Raw genomic sequence first — 15,456 nt, forward strand, 5'->3', positions numbered from 1 at the left:
CGATTTTTTTGGTGAATTTCAAAAAAACCATGTCGTTCGAGTGCGATGGCCCTGGGGTGACGGTGAGTCCGGAACCCAGCCCTGAAACCAAAGGGATTAAGACTTATCTTTGGTTAATGTAAATTTTAAACCAGAGTCCGGAACCCAGCCCTGAAACCAAAGGGATTAAGACACTTGCATCGGCTTGACTTACCCTAAAGTATGTCCGGAACCCAGCCCTGAAACCAAAGGGATTAAGACACGGCTTGGATGCCGATTTCGGTTAGGGAGGAGGGTCCGGAACCCAGCCCTGAAACCAAAGGGATTAAGACATTTAGGTTTGTTCCGGTCCCACCACTCCTCAAGTCCGGAACCCAGCCCTGAAACCAAAGGGATTAAGACGGTGGCCGAAGCTGCGCCCTGGTGCCCGGTGGCCGGTCCGGAACCCAGCCCTGAAACCAAAGGGATTAAGACGTGGCTTTGCTGATACCCATCGCGCCGGTCAGCTGTCCGGAACCCAGCCCTGAAACCAAAGGGATTAAGACGACAGATCAACTGTCTCTTCCTCTTCGCTCTCTTGTCCGGAACCCAGCCCTGAAACCAAAGGGATTAAGACGCAAGGTGGTGCAGGTGCTAGATCACAATGGGCGGTCCGGAACCCAGCCCTGAAACCAAAGGGATTAAGACGCCGGGTTCACATCAACCCACCCATTTTGCAGGTCCGGAACCCAGCCCTGAAACCAAAGGGATTAAGACGTCGGGTCGTAAGCAATGCCGGTTTCAAGGTCTGTCCGGAACCCAGCCCTGAAACCAAAGGGATTAAGACCTGATCACCGAGACTACGATAAGCCAGGTTTTAAGTCCGGAACCCAGCCCTGAAACCAAAGGGATTAAGACCCGCTCTAGCGCAGCTTGCGCGGAAGCAGCAACGTCCGGAACCCAGCCCTGAAACCAAAGGGATTAAGACTCACTAGCGCCATACACTTCAGCCCCTCGATCAGTCCGGAACCCAGCCCTGAAACCAAAGGGATTAAGACAATGACGTTTCCAGAGCCCCTGTGTTGCACTTCAAATTTGAAACTGCCCCCCATTTAGAAGGAAGGCCCAAATGCAACACGTTCTTCTTTCCGTTGTCGGAAATACGCCCCAGGTTGTTACCGAAACGCTGTATGCGATGCACAAGCAGGAAAAGCCCTGGCCCGAGCAGCTCCAGATCGTCACCACCACGGTTGGCCGAAAGGGGGCGCTACGATTGCTCGACGAGGGCATCCTGGCGGCAATGTGCGATGAGTTGGGCAAACCGTGCCCGCACTTCGGCATCGACGACATCCTGGTTGTTCCTGACGCAGAAGGGGGCGCGGTGGCCGACGCGCGAACCGTAGAGGACCACGAGGCGCTGGCCGACTTCATCATGATGACCGTGCGCGACCTGACCGCCGACGATGGACTTGCGGTGCATGCCTCCCTCGCGGGCGGGCGCAAGACCATGACGTTTTATCTGGGCTATGCGATGAGCCTGTTCGGTCGCTTACAGGACAGTCTCAGCCATGTATTGGTCAGCCCGGAGTTTGAGAACGTGGGGGCCTTCTTTTATCCCTCGTCACGGCAGGGCATCTTTGCGGTCAGGCGGCGTGACGATTCCGAATTTACGCTGGATTCGACTGCAGCCAGGGTCGAGCTGGCCGACATTCCCTTTATCCGCCATCGCGGGAGCCTGCCTGGAATTCTCGCGCAGGCGGGCCGGCCGGTTAATTTTCGTACCCTGGTCGGCCTGATCAACCTTGGCGAGCAGCCCGAGCAGATTCGTCTGAGCATCGATTGCGGGCGTCGAACGGTGCGCGCGAGCAATGCGGATGGCAGTCTCTATAAGGACGTTCAGCCCGGTCTGCTGGAGTTTGCGTTCTATCTGATGATGGCCCGATCAACGCTTGAAGCGGACAAGGACATGACAAGGCCCGAGGTAAACAAGAACGACAAGGGCTTGGCGAAGTCATTTTGCGACGAGTTACTTTTTCTGTGCGGAATTCCGCCATGCCAAACACTGGATCATTCGCTGAAGGCGCTCGAGAATTGGAGCCCCTTGGATGGACAAGGGGAGCTGAATGCCAGAACGCTGGAAAACCTAAAGAAAGGCATTGTCAGATCCTGGTTCGACCAGCGCCTCAACATGCTCAAGAGCCAGTTCCGCGAAGTGCTTCCGAATTCCGTCGTTGAGCATCTGCTTCCCCGCATCATCTGGGATGAAGATGGAGAAAGATTGACCGGGAAGACCACAAAGGGGGGCGGCTACGGGATCGGTCTGCCGCTGGAACACATCACCCTCCAGCCCTGATACGGACAGACAAGCTTGTGAAGTGCGTGCGGGTGCCGGCGTGCCCTCATCATGGGCACATCCCATGGACGAACTGCACGAGGCAAGCAAAATGAACCATCAAGCGCACAGCGAACAACTCTTCGAGTCACTCTCCCGCCATGGCATTGTGATCCCCGAGGCCTACCGCCAGAAGATCGAGTCACGTCTCAATCAGGTCATCAACTACGAACCCCGGGTCGGCGTCTTCGGCAAGACCGGTGCCGGCAAGTCCAGCCTGTGCAACGCCCTGTTTGGGCGCGACGTCTGTCCGGTCAGCGACATCGCGGCCTGCACCCGCAGCGAGCAGGAAGTCTTTCTCGGTATCGGCAGCAAGGGCATGACCCTGCTCGACGTGCCTGGAGTGGGCGAAAGCGGGGCGCGCGATCAGGAATACGCCCAGCTCTACAGTACGCTGCTGCCCAAGCTCGACCTCGTGCTATGGGTGATCAAGGCTGACGATCGCGCGCTGGCCTCGGATGAGGATTTCTACAAGCGGATCGTCAGCCCCTACATCCAGGCGGGCACCCCCTTCTTCATCGTGCTCAACCAGGTCGACAAGATCGAACCTTTCCGCGAGTGGGACGAAGCTGCCCATCAGCCCGGGCCGCGCCAAGCCTGCGCGATCGACGAGAAGCGCCGCGCGGTGGCCGCTTACTTTGGCTTGCCACTCGACCAGGTTTTGCCGTGCGCGGCCGACGAACAATACGGCCTGATCGAGCTGGTCGATGCCGTCATCCACGCGCTGCCCCGCGAAAAACGCGCTGGCGTGCTGATCCAGGTGCAGCCGAAGCACCGGTCTGAAAAGGCCAAGCAGGAGACCGGGAATGGCCTGCTCGATACGATTGTCGACGTGATCGTCGACATCGTTCCCTTTGTACCCGGCAGTGCCAAGAAGTCCGTCAAGAATGCGCTGAAGTCGTTTTGCAAATGGGTCGGGAGCCTCTTCTGATGAAGGTCATCATTCGCCACGAAGCGGAGCTCGCCGCGCTGCTCCAGCACCAGCCGGCCTTTACGGGCATTGCCGGGTTGAACATTGCGTCATCGGATTTCCGGCACTGGACATGCGAGGGTCGCGACATTCAGATCATGCATGTGGCGATCATTGGCAAGAGTGGCTACGGCAAGTCGTCACTGGTCAATGCGCTGATCGGCCACAACGTCATGAAAACCAGCGCTATCGAAGCGTGCACCCGGGAGGCCCAAAACGCCATGTTCCGCATTCGCGACGGGCAGTACCTGGCTTTTGCCGATGTGCCCGGAATCGGCGAATCGGCGCAGTGCGACGAGAAGTATCTGTCGATGTATCAGGATCTCGTCAGAAAGTCGGACGTGGTCGTGCATATGCTGCGTGCTGATTGCCGCGATTACGCCATCGACGAAGCTGCTTTCGCGAGGCTGTTTCCCGACCGGGCCAGCCGGCGCAAGGTGATTCTGGCGGTCAACGGGTGCGACAAGATTGAGCCACTCAGCCGTCAAACCGTTCGCGGCCCCAGTGATCGGCAGTGGGCAAATGTCCTGGAGAAAATCCGCGAACTCGGCCCCAGATTCGCAGGCGTGAAACACATCATCCCTTGCTGCGCAAACCCGGCATGGAGGCTCGAGCTCCTGTCCGAAGCGATCACCGTCATGCTCGAAGAGGCTGCGAGGGTCACGCTCGCGGTTGCAGCCTGAAACCGGTGAGCCGATTGGGTGGCTAACGCCGAGACCGAGCAGGCCCCACGTTGCCCAGACGGATCCGGCACGGATTGGCGGTCACTTCAGCCTGGAGCATGTTCTGAACGATATTCATGGCTCGCACACTCCGTGAGACTGGCACAGAGGGCTGGAGGTGGAGTCCAGCAGGGAGGAACGCGCAGAGCGCAGACACGCGGAAATGCTGGAAGCCATCGAGCAGGGCCCGCCGTCGGAAAGACTCCTCAACTTCGTGCGCGCCCATCCGATTCTCGCGGGTTTCATTGCCACCGGCTTTCTGGGAGGCGGGAAGAAACCTTGAAGTCCAGACTGCGCCCACAGCCTCTCACACCGCTTATTTCAACCAAGCCAGAAAACAGGCGCCGACAAAGTGCTTCGACCGACAGGGATGGCGCTCGGCTACCCTTCAAGCATGGTGCCGGCGTAAGATGGTTTGCATCTCCATCGATTCCCGCATGCATATTCAGGAGAGGACTTGTTTGATGCCCGTCGTTTTTCCCCATGCCAATGGCTATACCTTGGCGGATGCTGATTTTGTGTACGCCTGGGCTCTCCATTTCCAGACTTACGACCCTGCTAAAAGTGATCCTTGTCTCGACACGATGCCCCGCCACAATGTGGCGCAAGGCATTCAGTGGCTGATTGCGCGCAACAGGCAGTTCAGCCTTGATTATTTGTGCAGAACGCTCGTTCCGAATGGTTACCGCAACACCATGCAGGCAACGCCGGTTTTCATGAATGCTAACAAGCACCTGCTTCTGGGCGTGCCCCACGGCAAGGTGAATGGCGCGAAATTGTTGAATGACCCGAATTTGTGCGACGACATTCGCCATTCCACAGGAAACCATCCCGCCATCGACGCGATCCTGGAGGCTGACTCTGACGAGTTGAACACTCCGGGCAACCCGGGTACCGACGATGGTATCAAGAGCCAGGCGGCTCCCGCTCCGGCTGCAAGCCTTTGCCAATCCCTGATTACGAAGCTCGTCAAGGACATCGAAAAAGATCCCTTCCAGCCAAAGTTTCGCAAGAAGCCGGTCGGTGCCTTGATCAGTGGATGGATGCCGCGCTATTTGGCCTATTTCTGGCCCAACCCGTCGATTGGCCCGGCAGCCACCATGACAGCCTTGGGACCGATGCTGAAAGTGGCTCAGAGACTGACACAGGCAATGGCTAAAGGCCCGTGGACGCCGTCTGAAGAGGAATCGGCGGTGACTTGGGCGAACTCAGTATTTATTTGGGGCGGCGTTCCGCAAAAATCGGCTTCGGTAACGCCCGACGCAATCCGGAATGTGTTCGAGGCCGCAATATCGGGCACAGTCCCCAAAAACACCCCCATGAACAGCGGGTGGACCAAGGTGGCGGCCTTCGCCTCGTCCCATCTGGCGGATGCCGCGGGAAAGCAAGCCGAAGTAATCTGGGACAGCCGGGTGGCCAACTCTCTCATCTCCAGGCTGGATGACATCCTGATCCAGATGGGGCACCGAGTCGTTCCGTCCTGCCTGAGTGGCATTGGTACGGTCGTCGGTCGCGGCGGCAGCAGAACTGGCCGGACCTACAAGCTTGCGTGGCCAGTGGGGTATGGAAAATGGACCGCTCAATTTGCAGGTAGTGAATTGGTCGCGCAAATTCGGGATGAACTCCATAAACAGGCAATAGCAGGGCCAGTGAATGGAAAGTGGACCATCCGCTCGGTCGAGATGGTCTTGTTCATGGACGGCTACTGACAGCAAGCCGAATGGGGACTCGGGTTCTGCCGAGTCGGCGCGCCACCCACTGTCGATTCGGCAGCAGCACCATCCTGTTCAACTCAGGTTTCATTCCCGGCCCTTCGGGGCCGGATCGCCGCCTTCCGCGTCAGGCACGCCTATGTCCCCGGCCTGACGGCCCTCTGCGGAATTGGCTTGTCATCGTCTGGCTTGCACCGGACGATGATAAAAGGGTTTTTCAAGGAAATTTACGGGGTGACAATATGCCTTCTTCATTGACCTGGCTTGATCACGACCACTCGGCCAGAGACCGCAGCCTGCGCATTCTGGCCTTGTTCAAGGAGAAGGAGAGCCGCGACGAACTGGGCATCGGCGGCATTCGCGACGCCATTGCCGATAGGCTATTTCCCGGCACCTCGACGATCCAGACCCGCTTACGCTACATGTTGCTCATACCCTGGATCTATGACCGTCTGGAGAAGCGCCAGATCAAGGGCGCCTATTTCCCCGCCCAGGCACGTCAGGACGAGTTGGCCCTGGTGAAACCGCTCCTTGATGAACGGGAGGCCGGCGTCTTCGGCGCCCAGTCGGGCAGCGGGTTGAAGCGTCTTCCCAGCTCTGTGTATTGGTCCGGCCTGGGGAGTTGGGGAATCCGCCGCTTCGTCGGCTCACAGCAGGAATACCATCAGGCAGTCGACGGGCTATATCGCCGCCGGGCGCGCCTCAGACCGGGCCTCGACGATCGGCGTGACCCGGAAGACCGCCACGCCGATCCGGCCTCGCAGTCCTGGCATCCCAAGCTCCCCGCGCCACCCGAGGGTTTCCCCGGACAGCTCGACCTGAAGGTCACGCCGGACGAGGCGATTTTCCTGACCGACCGGATTACCGCGAGCTGCACCGACAGCCTCCTCGCCTGGCTAGTGCTCCACGCCCGCCCGGCCGATGTCGTGGAGCCCTGGTTGCACCCGCAATTCAGCGACTTCCCGCGGCCGATGCGGGAACTCCTGCAGCACGCCCGCCTGTTTGCCGACATGGTGGAGGGCGCCGCGCGGCTGTACAACCTGATGCTCGCGGAGTTGGCCGAAAACGCCTCCCGCCGCGAAGCACACCGGCAAGCGCTGGCCGAGTGGGCGCAGGGCCTCGACACGGCTGCGCTGGCCCACTGGTCGCTGGACGCTTTCTGGCACCAGACGGAGGGCTTCGGTCACACCATCACCTTGGCCACCAAGAACTTCGTCGAAACCTGGGTCGAGCGGGTGCGGGCCGACCCTGCCGGAATTGCCGACGATCAAACCGCGCGCAGCCTCGTGCGTCACCGCGAAAGCGCCCTCAAGGGTGCCCGCTCGCGCTTTGTGAACCGGGGAGCGCTCGCCCAGTGGAGTGGCAATGCGGGTATCGGACGCCTCGTCTATCGCTGGCCCACTGTGCGCACCCTGCTCGACGATCTGTTCGTCGCCAACGGAGTGAAATGACATGCTCAGTCCCGATGATCGCAGCCTCGTCACGACGCTGTTGACACCCCCCTGCGGCATGCTGCTCGACGCTGCCATCGCCACGACCTATACGCTCGACCCGGTTGCCTTGCTGACGGTGCCGCTCCACCTGGCCTGGTTGGCCAGTGGTGAGGACAAGCGCCTTCTCGGCGATGGCATCCGGCTTTTCGAGGCACTCCGTCGGGTCGGAGAAAAGCTCACGGTTTATACCGACCGTGGCCGCATCCAGGCCCCCGAAGAGGCCCACCCCCTGTATGGCCTGCTCGAGTCGATGATCGTCGAAGTCCGTGCTCCGCGGGGTGGCGCCTTTCACCCCAAGATTTGGGCCCTGCGCTTCGTCACCCCTGACGCGGAACCCAACGTTTGCATTCGCCTCGCGATACTGTCCCGCAACTTGACTGCCGACCGCTCGTGGGATCTCTCCCTGCTGCTCGAGGGGGCGCCGGGAGGCAGTTACATCGCCACCAACCGCGAAATTGGCGAACTCGTCCGTGATCTCCCGAGCTTCGCGGTGGGCCCGGTCCCGGAAGCACGTGCAGACGAAGCCGCCCGCCTTGGTGACGAGATCCGTCGCACCTACTGGGAGCTGCCGACGGGCTGGGACAAGATCCGTTTCCATGTGTTGGGGCGCAAAAGGCGCGCGTGGTCGCTACCTGAGTCGAAGCATCTGGCAGTGGTTTCTCCCTTTGTCACGGACGCGGCGCTGGCGGCGCTCTGCAAGACTTCCAAGAACCCTGTTGCGCTCGTGTCGCGGTCCCCGGAGCTTGCCGCCCTGGCGCCCGCGACCCGCGCCCTTTTCGACCGCTGTCTGGTGCTTGAGGAAGCCGCTGAGTCCGAAGACGGCGAAGACTCCACCCGGCACGACACGCTCGGCCTGCATGCCAAGGCTTTGGTCTTGCGCTCCAGCTGGGATACCCGGCTCTTCGTTGGTTCGGCGAACGCAACGAGTGCGGCGATGCTGAACAGCATGAACATCGAAGTGCTGGCGGAACTCGTTGGAAAGAGCCGCACGGTGGGGTGCGTCGAGGAACTGCTGGGCAGCAATGGATTTGGTGGCGTACTCACCGACTTCGACCCGGCAACGACCATTCCGCCGGAGAACCACACACAGATCGAGGCTGAAGCAGCCCTCGATGCAGCCCGTTGTGCATTGGCCGACGCAGCGTTGTCAGTGCACTGTGATCCGCACGCCGAGGACTGGCGCCTGAGTCTGCGCACGGCTGCAGGGGTCGAGTTCGGGGACGTGGAGGTTCATGCGTGGCCGCTTTCACTTCAGGGCGCCCAGGCCGTAGCGGCCAGCGGCCTGGAAAAAGGTCTCGAGGTCGATCTCGGCGTGACTGCCACCGCCGACGTCACCGGCCTGACCGGCTTCGTGCTCCGCAGGGATGGCGTCGAGACGCGCTTCGCCCTGAATCTGCCGCTGGAAAACCCACCCGCAGATCGCGACGGAGCCCTCGTCCGCCGTATCGTCCATAGCCAGGCCGGATTTCTGCGCTACCTGCTTCTGTTGCTCGGGGATCCGGAAGGCGGTGAAAGAGAGCCGTCGGAGGAGGGGAAGAAGGGGAGGACCTCGATAGCCACCGGCGGCATGGGGCCGACCTTGCTTGAAGAGATGGTCCGCGCCTTCGCCCACGATCGCGCGCGCCTTGCCGACGTAAAACGCATCGTCGAGCGCCTGCAGGCCGGCGAAGCCGGAAATGACGTCGTTCCGCCCGAATTCCTGGCGGTGTGGAAAATATTCCTGCAAGCCATGGAGGTGGCAGCATGACCCGCTTTTCGTCGGCGCAGGTGCTTGCGCAATTGAAGGATTTCCAGCGTCGCACGGTCGATCATGTGTTCCATCGGATGTATCTCGATGGGGCACCGACGCGGCGCTTCCTCGTTGCCGACGAGGTGGGCCTCGGCAAGACGATGGTGGCCAAGGGCGTCATCGCGCGAACGATCGAGCACCTTCAGGATAGGGTCGAGCGCATCAATATCGTGTATGTCTGCTCGAACAGTGCCATTGCGAAACAGAACGTGTCGCGTCTCAAGGTGGACGGCGGGAGCGAGTTTGTGTTGGCGAGTCGCCTGACCCTGCTGCCCACCAAGGTGCAAGACCTGCGCGAAAAGCGAGTGAATTTCGTCAGCTTTACCCCAGGCACCACTTTCGATCTCAAATCGAGAGCGGGCCTGATGGCGGAACGGGCTGTGCTGTTCAGGATGCTGCGTGGCGAGAAATGGCTTGACGAGGGCGGTTTGCTGAATGTCCTGCAGGCCACCGCCGGGCGCACCAACTGGGAGGCGTTCGCCGTCAACGATAGTGACCAACTAGACGCCGCCCTAACGGAAGCTTTCCGCCGGAGCCTGCGCGGGGACAAGGTCTTCCGGAAAAAGCTGATCGATCTGTGCCTGCGCTGCCGCGACGACATTCCGCCCGCGCAGGGCGAGCTTTGCTATGCCGTGATCGGCGAACTGCGGCAGCGTCTGGCACGGGTCTGCCTCGCCGCGCTGGAGCCGGACCTGATCATCCTCGACGAGTTTCAGCGCTTCCGGAACCTTCTGAACAAGGACGATCCCACGGCGGAACTGGCGCAGATGTTGTTCAATCACGGCGACGCCCGCGTGCTGATGCTCTCGGCAACGCCATACAAGATGCTCTCCCTCGACCATGAGGACGAAGACGATCATTACCCGGATTTTCTGAAAACGCTCGGCTTCCTGTTCAACCAGCCCGGCGCCGTGGAGGCCACTGAAGAGGAGATCCGAAGCTTCCGGCACGCCCTGCTCGAACTGGATCTGGCGCATCCCGGAAAGCTGGGCGATGCGCGCCGGGCGCTGGAGCAGCGCCTGCGTTCGGTGATGTGCCGGACGGAGCGGGTCGGCTTCACGGCTCGCCAGGATGCAATGGTGGGCGAGCCCTCCTGCTCTGCCCCCCTGCATCCGGCCGACCTGCAGCACGCCGCGCTGTTGTCGCAGGTGTCGGAGGCCCTCGGCGGACGCGATGCGATCGAGTACTGGAAGTCGGCGCCGTATGCGCTGAACTTCATGAAGAACTACGAGCTGCGCCGCAAGCTCGAGCAGCTCGAAGGGGAGCCCCTCTCCGTGCTGGCGCGCCTCGTGCACGCACGCAAGAACCAGTTGCTGCAGAAGTCGGCCTTTCAGGACTACACGCCGGTCGACCCGGCCAATGCCCGCTTGCGTAACCTGTTCGCAGACACTCTCGATCGGGGGCTGTGGAAGGTCTTGTGGCTGCCCCCGTCGCTTCCCTCCTGGTTGCCCTCAGGGGCCTTCGCAGACATCCGGGATGCGACCAAGGCCCTGGTGTTCTCGGCCTGGAATGTCGTCCCCGACGCCATCGCGGCCCTGTGCTCCTATGAAGCGGAGCGCAGGATGCTCGAAGGTCTGGGACGGGACGATATCTCCCACAACACGCTCTACGATCGCGTCAAGCCGCTGCTGCGCCTCTCCGGCGCCAAGAGTGGCATGCCGACCCTTCTGCTGATGTATCCGTCGCCGAGTCTCGCCTCCCTCGTCGATCCCGTGGGTCTCGCCCTCGAGCTCGGCAAGGGCGAGACGCCGCGCCTCGAAGTCATGCTTGAGCACCTCGCGAAACGGATCCGCGCGCGCCTCGCCCCGCTTGTGCAGGGGGCCGCCGCCCAGGGACGCGAGGATGAACGCTGGTACTGGGCGGCGGTCGCCCTGCTCGATGCTGCCACCTTTCCGAACAGTCTAGCGTGGTGCGAGTCCGGCTGGCGTGCCGCCGAGCAGGGCGGCGAAGCCGATACGGGGAACGAGACCGAGAGCGGCATGGCCTTCGGCGAGCACCTCGAGCGCTTTGTTTGCGTTCCTCGTGGTGGACTGGAACCCGCTCTGGGACGTCCCCCCAGAGATCTGCCCAGGGTCCTTGCCGAACTCGCCCTCGCCGGGCCGGGGGTGTGTGCGCTGCGCGCGCTGCGCCGGGTGGCGGCTAAGCTCGCCTGGGACGATCCCGCCCTCCTGGCGGCGGCGGCGAACGTAGCGGAGGGCTTTCGCACCCTGTTCAATGTGCCCGAGTCCATCGCCTTGCTGCGGGGGAGCGAAGACGCCGCCGCCAGCTATTGGCGCACGACCCTCAAGCATGGTTTGGAAGGCAACCTGCCGGCGCTTCTGGATGAGCAGGTGCATGTGCTACGCGAATCCCTCGGACAGGTTGATAAGGACGACGCCTCCCGGGTGACGACGATCGGCGCGGAGATCGCGGCCAGTCTGTCCATCCGCACGGCGCAACTTAGCGTCGATGAACTCTGCCCCCGTCCGATCTTGGGCCGGATCGACTACGCTGCGTTCAAGCTGCGTTGCCGCTTCGCCCTGCGCTTTGGTGACATGAAGGACGAGAAAAGCGAAGCGCGCGTCGAAACCGTGCGTTCCGCCTTCAATTCGCCGTTCCGCCCCTTCGTGCTGGCATCCACCTCGGTGGGCCAGGAAGGGCTGGATTTTCACCACTGGTGCCATGCCATCGTGCACTGGAACCTGCCGTCCAATCCGGTCGACCTCGAGCAGCGGGAAGGCCGGGTTCATCGTTTCAAGGGGCATGCCGTTCGCCGCAATGTCGCCCGGGAACTGGGTCTGCCGGCGCTGCTTGAAGGCTGGAAGAACGGTGACGATCCGTGGCAGAGCCTCTTCACGACCGCCCGGAAATCCCGCAGTGGCGATCTCCTCACCTACTGGCTGTTCGAAGTCGACGGCGGCGCACAGATCGAACGTCGGGTGCCCTTGCTTCCCATGAGCCGGGAGGCGGCTCAACTCATGCGACTCAAGCGCGGGTTGGCTCTCTACCGTCTCGTGTTTGGGCAACCGCGGCAGGAGGATCTGCTCACCCATCTTGCGGAACATTTAGCCCCTGAAGACATTGCCCGTGTGGTGGCCGAGTGGCGTATCGACCTGACACCCCCGCCGCACATCCCGCTGGTCAAGGAGCGCATCCTGCAAGCAGGCTTGGTGCCGCTTACCTGAAAGTCTCATTGAACGCATTGAAGCCTGCGGTCTTGGCCTGGCGGATTAGGTCTATCGCGAGAAACCAGACGCTCAGGGCCGGTTTGCTGCTCTGTATTACGGTGCCTGCGATTAGCGAGGTCTGATGCTGACAGGCTTGGCACTGAAAAGGCGGATGGGTTCGACCGCGGACCCTGCTATAGGCGGCCCCATCGCAGCGCGGACAACGAAACCCGGTCGGCCAGCGTGCATGCACCAGTGCCGCCACGCATTGATATTTGGTACCGTAGCGCTTGAGAAATGTAGGCATCGACAGACCGGGTTGAAACTGAATTCGATTCATTGCCAGGGGGATCTGCCTGTCTCACATCGACGAATCCGATATTTCACAGTTATCGAAAAATACGATATTGTGCATTTATCGAATTTCGCGATACCTCGCCATGACCCGACTGTCCACACCCCACCAGGCCGGCCAGATTCTCTCCGCCCGGCGCAAGGCACTGGGCTTGTCCCAGGCGGCCGCCTCGGCAAGCCTCGGCATCAGCCAGAACCGCCTTTCGGAGCTTGAAGCCCACCCGGACCGCCTGACCCTTGAACGCCTCATGTCCCTGGCGAGCCTTCTCGGGCTTGAGCTTGTTATCCAGGAAAAGACACCGGCCGCAAACGAGAGCGAGTGGTAGGGATGGGCCGCCCTTCACATGCCCGCGCCCTCGATGTCTGGGCAAACGGGAAACACGTCGGACAGTGGCGTTTGCCGAGCCGGGGGCCGATGGAGTTTCAGTACGCCGCAAGTTGGGTCGAATCCCCCGAAGGGCGCCCCCTGTCCCTGTCGCTGCCCATCACGCTGGACGCACCGCCGCTACGGGGAGAGGTCGTCCACAACTACTTTGACAACCTGCTCCCCGACAGCGAGCGCATCCGGGCCCGCCTGCAATCCCGTTTCCGCACCGACAGCAGCGACGCCTTCGCGCTCCTGCAGGCCATCGGGCGCGACTGCGTGGGTGCGGTGCAACTTCTTCCCGAAGATACGCCGCCGGAGAACGTGTTCCGCATTCAGGCCGAGCCTCTCGACGAAGCCAGCGTGGCGCGCATCCTCAAGGGCACGGTGGCCCCTTCCTCCACCTTCGGCCAGCTTGCCCCGGACGACGGGGATTTCCGCATCTCGATTGCCGGCGCGCAGGAGAAAACCGCGCTGACCTGGCACCAGGGCCAGTGGTGCCGGCCTCTGGGAGCCACACCGACCACCCACATCTTCAAGCTGCCCCTCGGTCTGGTGGGCAACCGGCAATCCGATATGCGCACATCGGTCGAAAACGAGTGGCTGTGCGCGCAACTTCTCGCCGCCTTTGGCCTGCCCGTGGCTGCGTGCAACATTCAGAGCTTCGACGACCAGAAAGTGCTCGTCGTCGAACGCTTCGACCGCCGTCTGGCCAGCACCGGCGACTACTGGCTGCGCCTGCCCCAGGAAGATTTCTGCCAGGCCACCGGCACGCCACCGCGGGCCAAGTACGAATCGGACGGCGGCCCCGGGCTGGTGGACATCGCCCGCATCCTCCAGCACTCCGAAGCCCGCGACGACGATCTCCAGACCCTGCTCAAGGCGCAACTGCTGTTCTGGCTGCTCGCCGCCACCGACGGCCATGCGAAGAACTTCTCGATCTTCCTTCTCGCCGGCGGCCGCTACCGACTCACCCCCCTTTACGACGTGCTGTCGGCCTGGCCGGTCACCGGGCCGGGCCCCAATCACCTCGACTACGAGAAACTCCGCCTCGCCATGGCGCTGCGGGGCAAGAACACCCACTACCGGCTCAGAGACATCCAGCGGCGGCACTTCAACGACACAGCCCAAAAATGCGGTCTCGGGCCGGACATGGAACCAGTCATCGACGAAGTGCTTTCCCGCGTCGCCGGCGCGCTGGAAGAAGTCGGTCGCAACCTGCCCCCGGGGTTTCCGGAGGAGCTGTTTGCGGTGGTCGCTGAAGGAATACGAACGACGGCAACACGGCTCTGAGGCCGGGCCCGCGAGGTCACAATCGGCACATCCCTACGAAGGAAACGCCTCCGTGGAATTGCTGCGCCTGAGTGCCCTGTTTGCGCTAACGGCCCTCGCCGAAGTCACTGGCTGGTGCTCAAGCAAGACAAAAACAGCCCAGCTGACCCTGACCGCTGCAGGTCAAGCCTATGCCGCGTATGGCGGCATGTACATCACCGTGGCTTCGATATATGGGAACCATTCGCCGTTACGAAAAGCGCCCCGCAAACGTTAACGGCCAGTGTGTGAAAACGTGCCGAGCATTCCCGGTTCGATATTTCTAACGAGACCGTGAGAGCGATTTTCGATTTACGAGAACCGCCTACCTTTAGTTTCCGCCCAAAAAAAAGCGCGGCCTATGGGTAACTCAATAAAACCTTACTCCGATGTTGCATCGCCTCCTGCCACCAGAAGCGCATCGTCGCGTGTGTGTCACCAGTCCGGTCTGGCATAAGCCTCCGCCCTACTGGAGCATGTCGGTGTTTATACGGACACCAACAACATGCACGCTGAAACCACTTAACTTTCCATTCTTTATTTCTATCGGTTTCGAATATCTCTTTCGGCAAGAGACAGCTTGAAGACAAACGAAATCTAAGCACGTCCAGAGGACAGATTTCGACAGGGCCAACAACCGGGATCACCACGGGCCAAGTGAACACACCCCCAAATGCCAAAAAAAGACCGTTTGGAGCGGGACACAGGGCGCTGGGTGCGGCAGAGCTTGTCGGTCGAGCGTGCCTGGCCAAAGCAAAGAGCGGTCGATTGCGGTGCTACTTTGATGTGCTAACGCCTAGACGTGTCGCGGATGGTGGGTTCCTTAACGAGGGGACTAGCCTTGATGCCACTAGCCCTCACTCTTCGGGAGAAAAATGCAGAGGTGCGAGCCCTGCGGTGTTGAGTCAAGCTCAACGTGAAAGCGCTCGAATTCTAAGTCGCGACGGGTAGATACGGCAAGGTGAAAAACGAGTTACAAATTTCCGTACTGCAAGCGTTAGTTTGTAAAGCGTGCCTTCGTCCTTAGAGCTGCAAGGGTTCCAGCTATCTTCTCGTTGTATCTTTTTTGTTCTGTACCCCATTGGCATGCTCAAAAAAAGCAAGAATCTTGTGACGAAGCCGAGGGCAGGAGAAGGCCCGACAGTGAGGAGCAAGCGAGAAATGGGAGCGAACTTCAAGGGGGTTTGTTGGTAAGGCCCCGGCCAACCCATCTTCCCCCAGCCCCTTAGCTCGCTAAACATAGTG

General features: G+C 61.1%; 10 protein-coding genes, 1 pseudogene and 1 CRISPR repeat array. Of the genes and pseudogenes, 10 read left to right on the forward strand and 1 reads right to left on the reverse strand.

Translation table 11 applies throughout. The features are described 5' to 3' along the window. The first annotated feature begins 66 nt into the window (after window positions 1-66). Window positions 67-1,016: direct repeats of the CRISPR family, unit length 37 nt; unit sequence GTCCGGAACCCAGCCCTGAAACCAAAGGGATTAAGAC. Between the two features lie 71 nt (window positions 1,017-1,087). From csm6 to Q1W26_RS11215, 7 genes are all read left to right on the forward strand, one after another. Continuing rightward, a complete protein-coding gene (gene csm6 / locus Q1W26_RS11185) occupies window positions 1,088-2,311 on the forward strand; it encodes a CRISPR-associated ring nuclease Csm6 (protein ID WP_300439869.1) in 1,224 nt (407 codons plus the stop codon). Between the two features lie 91 nt (window positions 2,312-2,402). Continuing rightward, on the forward strand, window positions 2,403-3,281 hold the full coding sequence (locus tag Q1W26_RS11190) for a GTPase (protein WP_300439872.1): 879 nt from the start codon (window positions 2,403-2,405) through the stop codon (window positions 3,279-3,281). Then, on the forward strand, window positions 3,281-4,003 hold the full coding sequence (locus tag Q1W26_RS11195; protein ID WP_300439875.1) for a GTPase: 723 nt from the start codon (window positions 3,281-3,283) through the stop codon (window positions 4,001-4,003). The genes Q1W26_RS11190 and Q1W26_RS11195 overlap by 1 nt, the downstream gene beginning before the upstream one ends. 503 nt (window positions 4,004-4,506) lie before the next feature. Then, entirely contained in the window at window positions 4,507-5,751 is a 1,245-nt protein-coding gene (locus tag Q1W26_RS11200; RefSeq protein WP_300439877.1) for a hypothetical protein, read from the forward strand. Between the two features lie 245 nt (window positions 5,752-5,996). Beyond that, entirely contained in the window at window positions 5,997-7,205 is a 1,209-nt protein-coding gene (locus Q1W26_RS11205; protein WP_300439880.1) for a DUF6361 family protein, read from the forward strand. Between the two features lies 1 nt (window position 7,206). Next, window positions 7,207-8,994: a phospholipase D family protein gene (locus Q1W26_RS11210; protein ID WP_300439883.1), complete on the forward strand. Its 1,788-nt coding sequence runs from the start codon at window positions 7,207-7,209 to the stop codon at window positions 8,992-8,994. Then, on the forward strand, window positions 8,991-12,200 hold the full coding sequence (locus tag Q1W26_RS11215; RefSeq protein WP_300439887.1) for a helicase-related protein: 3,210 nt from the start codon (window positions 8,991-8,993) through the stop codon (window positions 12,198-12,200). The genes Q1W26_RS11210 and Q1W26_RS11215 overlap by 4 nt, the downstream gene beginning before the upstream one ends. A 13-nt stretch (window positions 12,201-12,213) precedes the next feature. Here Q1W26_RS11215 and Q1W26_RS11220 read toward each other — a convergent pair. Further along, window positions 12,214-12,528: pseudogene (locus Q1W26_RS11220) on the reverse strand (transposase); the annotation flags it as partial. Between the two features lie 94 nt (window positions 12,529-12,622). Here Q1W26_RS11220 and Q1W26_RS11225 point away from each other — a divergent pair. The 3 genes from Q1W26_RS11225 to Q1W26_RS11235 are packed head-to-tail and all read left to right on the forward strand — an operon-like array spanning window position 12,623 to window position 14,449. Continuing rightward, window positions 12,623-12,862, forward strand: coding sequence for a helix-turn-helix domain-containing protein (locus Q1W26_RS11225; protein ID WP_300439890.1), 240 nt, complete (start codon window positions 12,623-12,625; stop codon window positions 12,860-12,862). A 2-nt stretch (window positions 12,863-12,864) separates the two neighbouring features. Then, window positions 12,865-14,193, forward strand: coding sequence for a type II toxin-antitoxin system HipA family toxin (locus Q1W26_RS11230; RefSeq protein WP_300439892.1), 1,329 nt, complete (start codon window positions 12,865-12,867; stop codon window positions 14,191-14,193). A gap of 52 nt (window positions 14,194-14,245) precedes the next feature. Then, complete coding sequence (locus tag Q1W26_RS11235; RefSeq protein WP_300439893.1) at window positions 14,246-14,449, forward strand: hypothetical protein; 204 nt, start codon at window positions 14,246-14,248, stop codon at window positions 14,447-14,449. Window positions 14,450-15,456 lie beyond the last annotated feature (1,007 nt).

This window comes from Zoogloea sp., from assembly GCF_030157465.1.
Taxonomy (GTDB): domain Bacteria; phylum Pseudomonadota; class Gammaproteobacteria; order Burkholderiales; family Rhodocyclaceae; genus Zoogloea.

Excerpts from the sequence above, each read along its gene's own strand:
- csm6 (WP_300439869.1), top strand. The coding sequence starts at position 1,088 with ATGCAACACGTTCTTCTTTCCGTTGTCGGAAATACGCCCCAGGTTGTT.
- Q1W26_RS11190 (WP_300439872.1), top strand. The coding sequence starts at position 2,403 with ATGAACCATCAAGCGCACAGCGAACAACTCTTCGAGTCACTCTCCCGC.
- Q1W26_RS11195 (WP_300439875.1), top strand. The coding sequence starts at position 3,281 with ATGAAGGTCATCATTCGCCACGAAGCGGAGCTCGCCGCGCTGCTCCAG.
- Q1W26_RS11200 (WP_300439877.1), top strand. The coding sequence starts at position 4,507 with ATGCCCGTCGTTTTTCCCCATGCCAATGGCTATACCTTGGCGGATGCT.
- Q1W26_RS11205 (WP_300439880.1), top strand. The coding sequence starts at position 5,997 with ATGCCTTCTTCATTGACCTGGCTTGATCACGACCACTCGGCCAGAGAC.
- Q1W26_RS11210 (WP_300439883.1), top strand. The coding sequence starts at position 7,207 with ATGCTCAGTCCCGATGATCGCAGCCTCGTCACGACGCTGTTGACACCC.
- Q1W26_RS11215 (WP_300439887.1), top strand. The coding sequence starts at position 8,991 with ATGACCCGCTTTTCGTCGGCGCAGGTGCTTGCGCAATTGAAGGATTTC.
- Q1W26_RS11225 (WP_300439890.1), top strand. The coding sequence starts at position 12,623 with ATGACCCGACTGTCCACACCCCACCAGGCCGGCCAGATTCTCTCCGCC.
- Q1W26_RS11230 (WP_300439892.1), top strand. The coding sequence starts at position 12,865 with ATGGGCCGCCCTTCACATGCCCGCGCCCTCGATGTCTGGGCAAACGGG.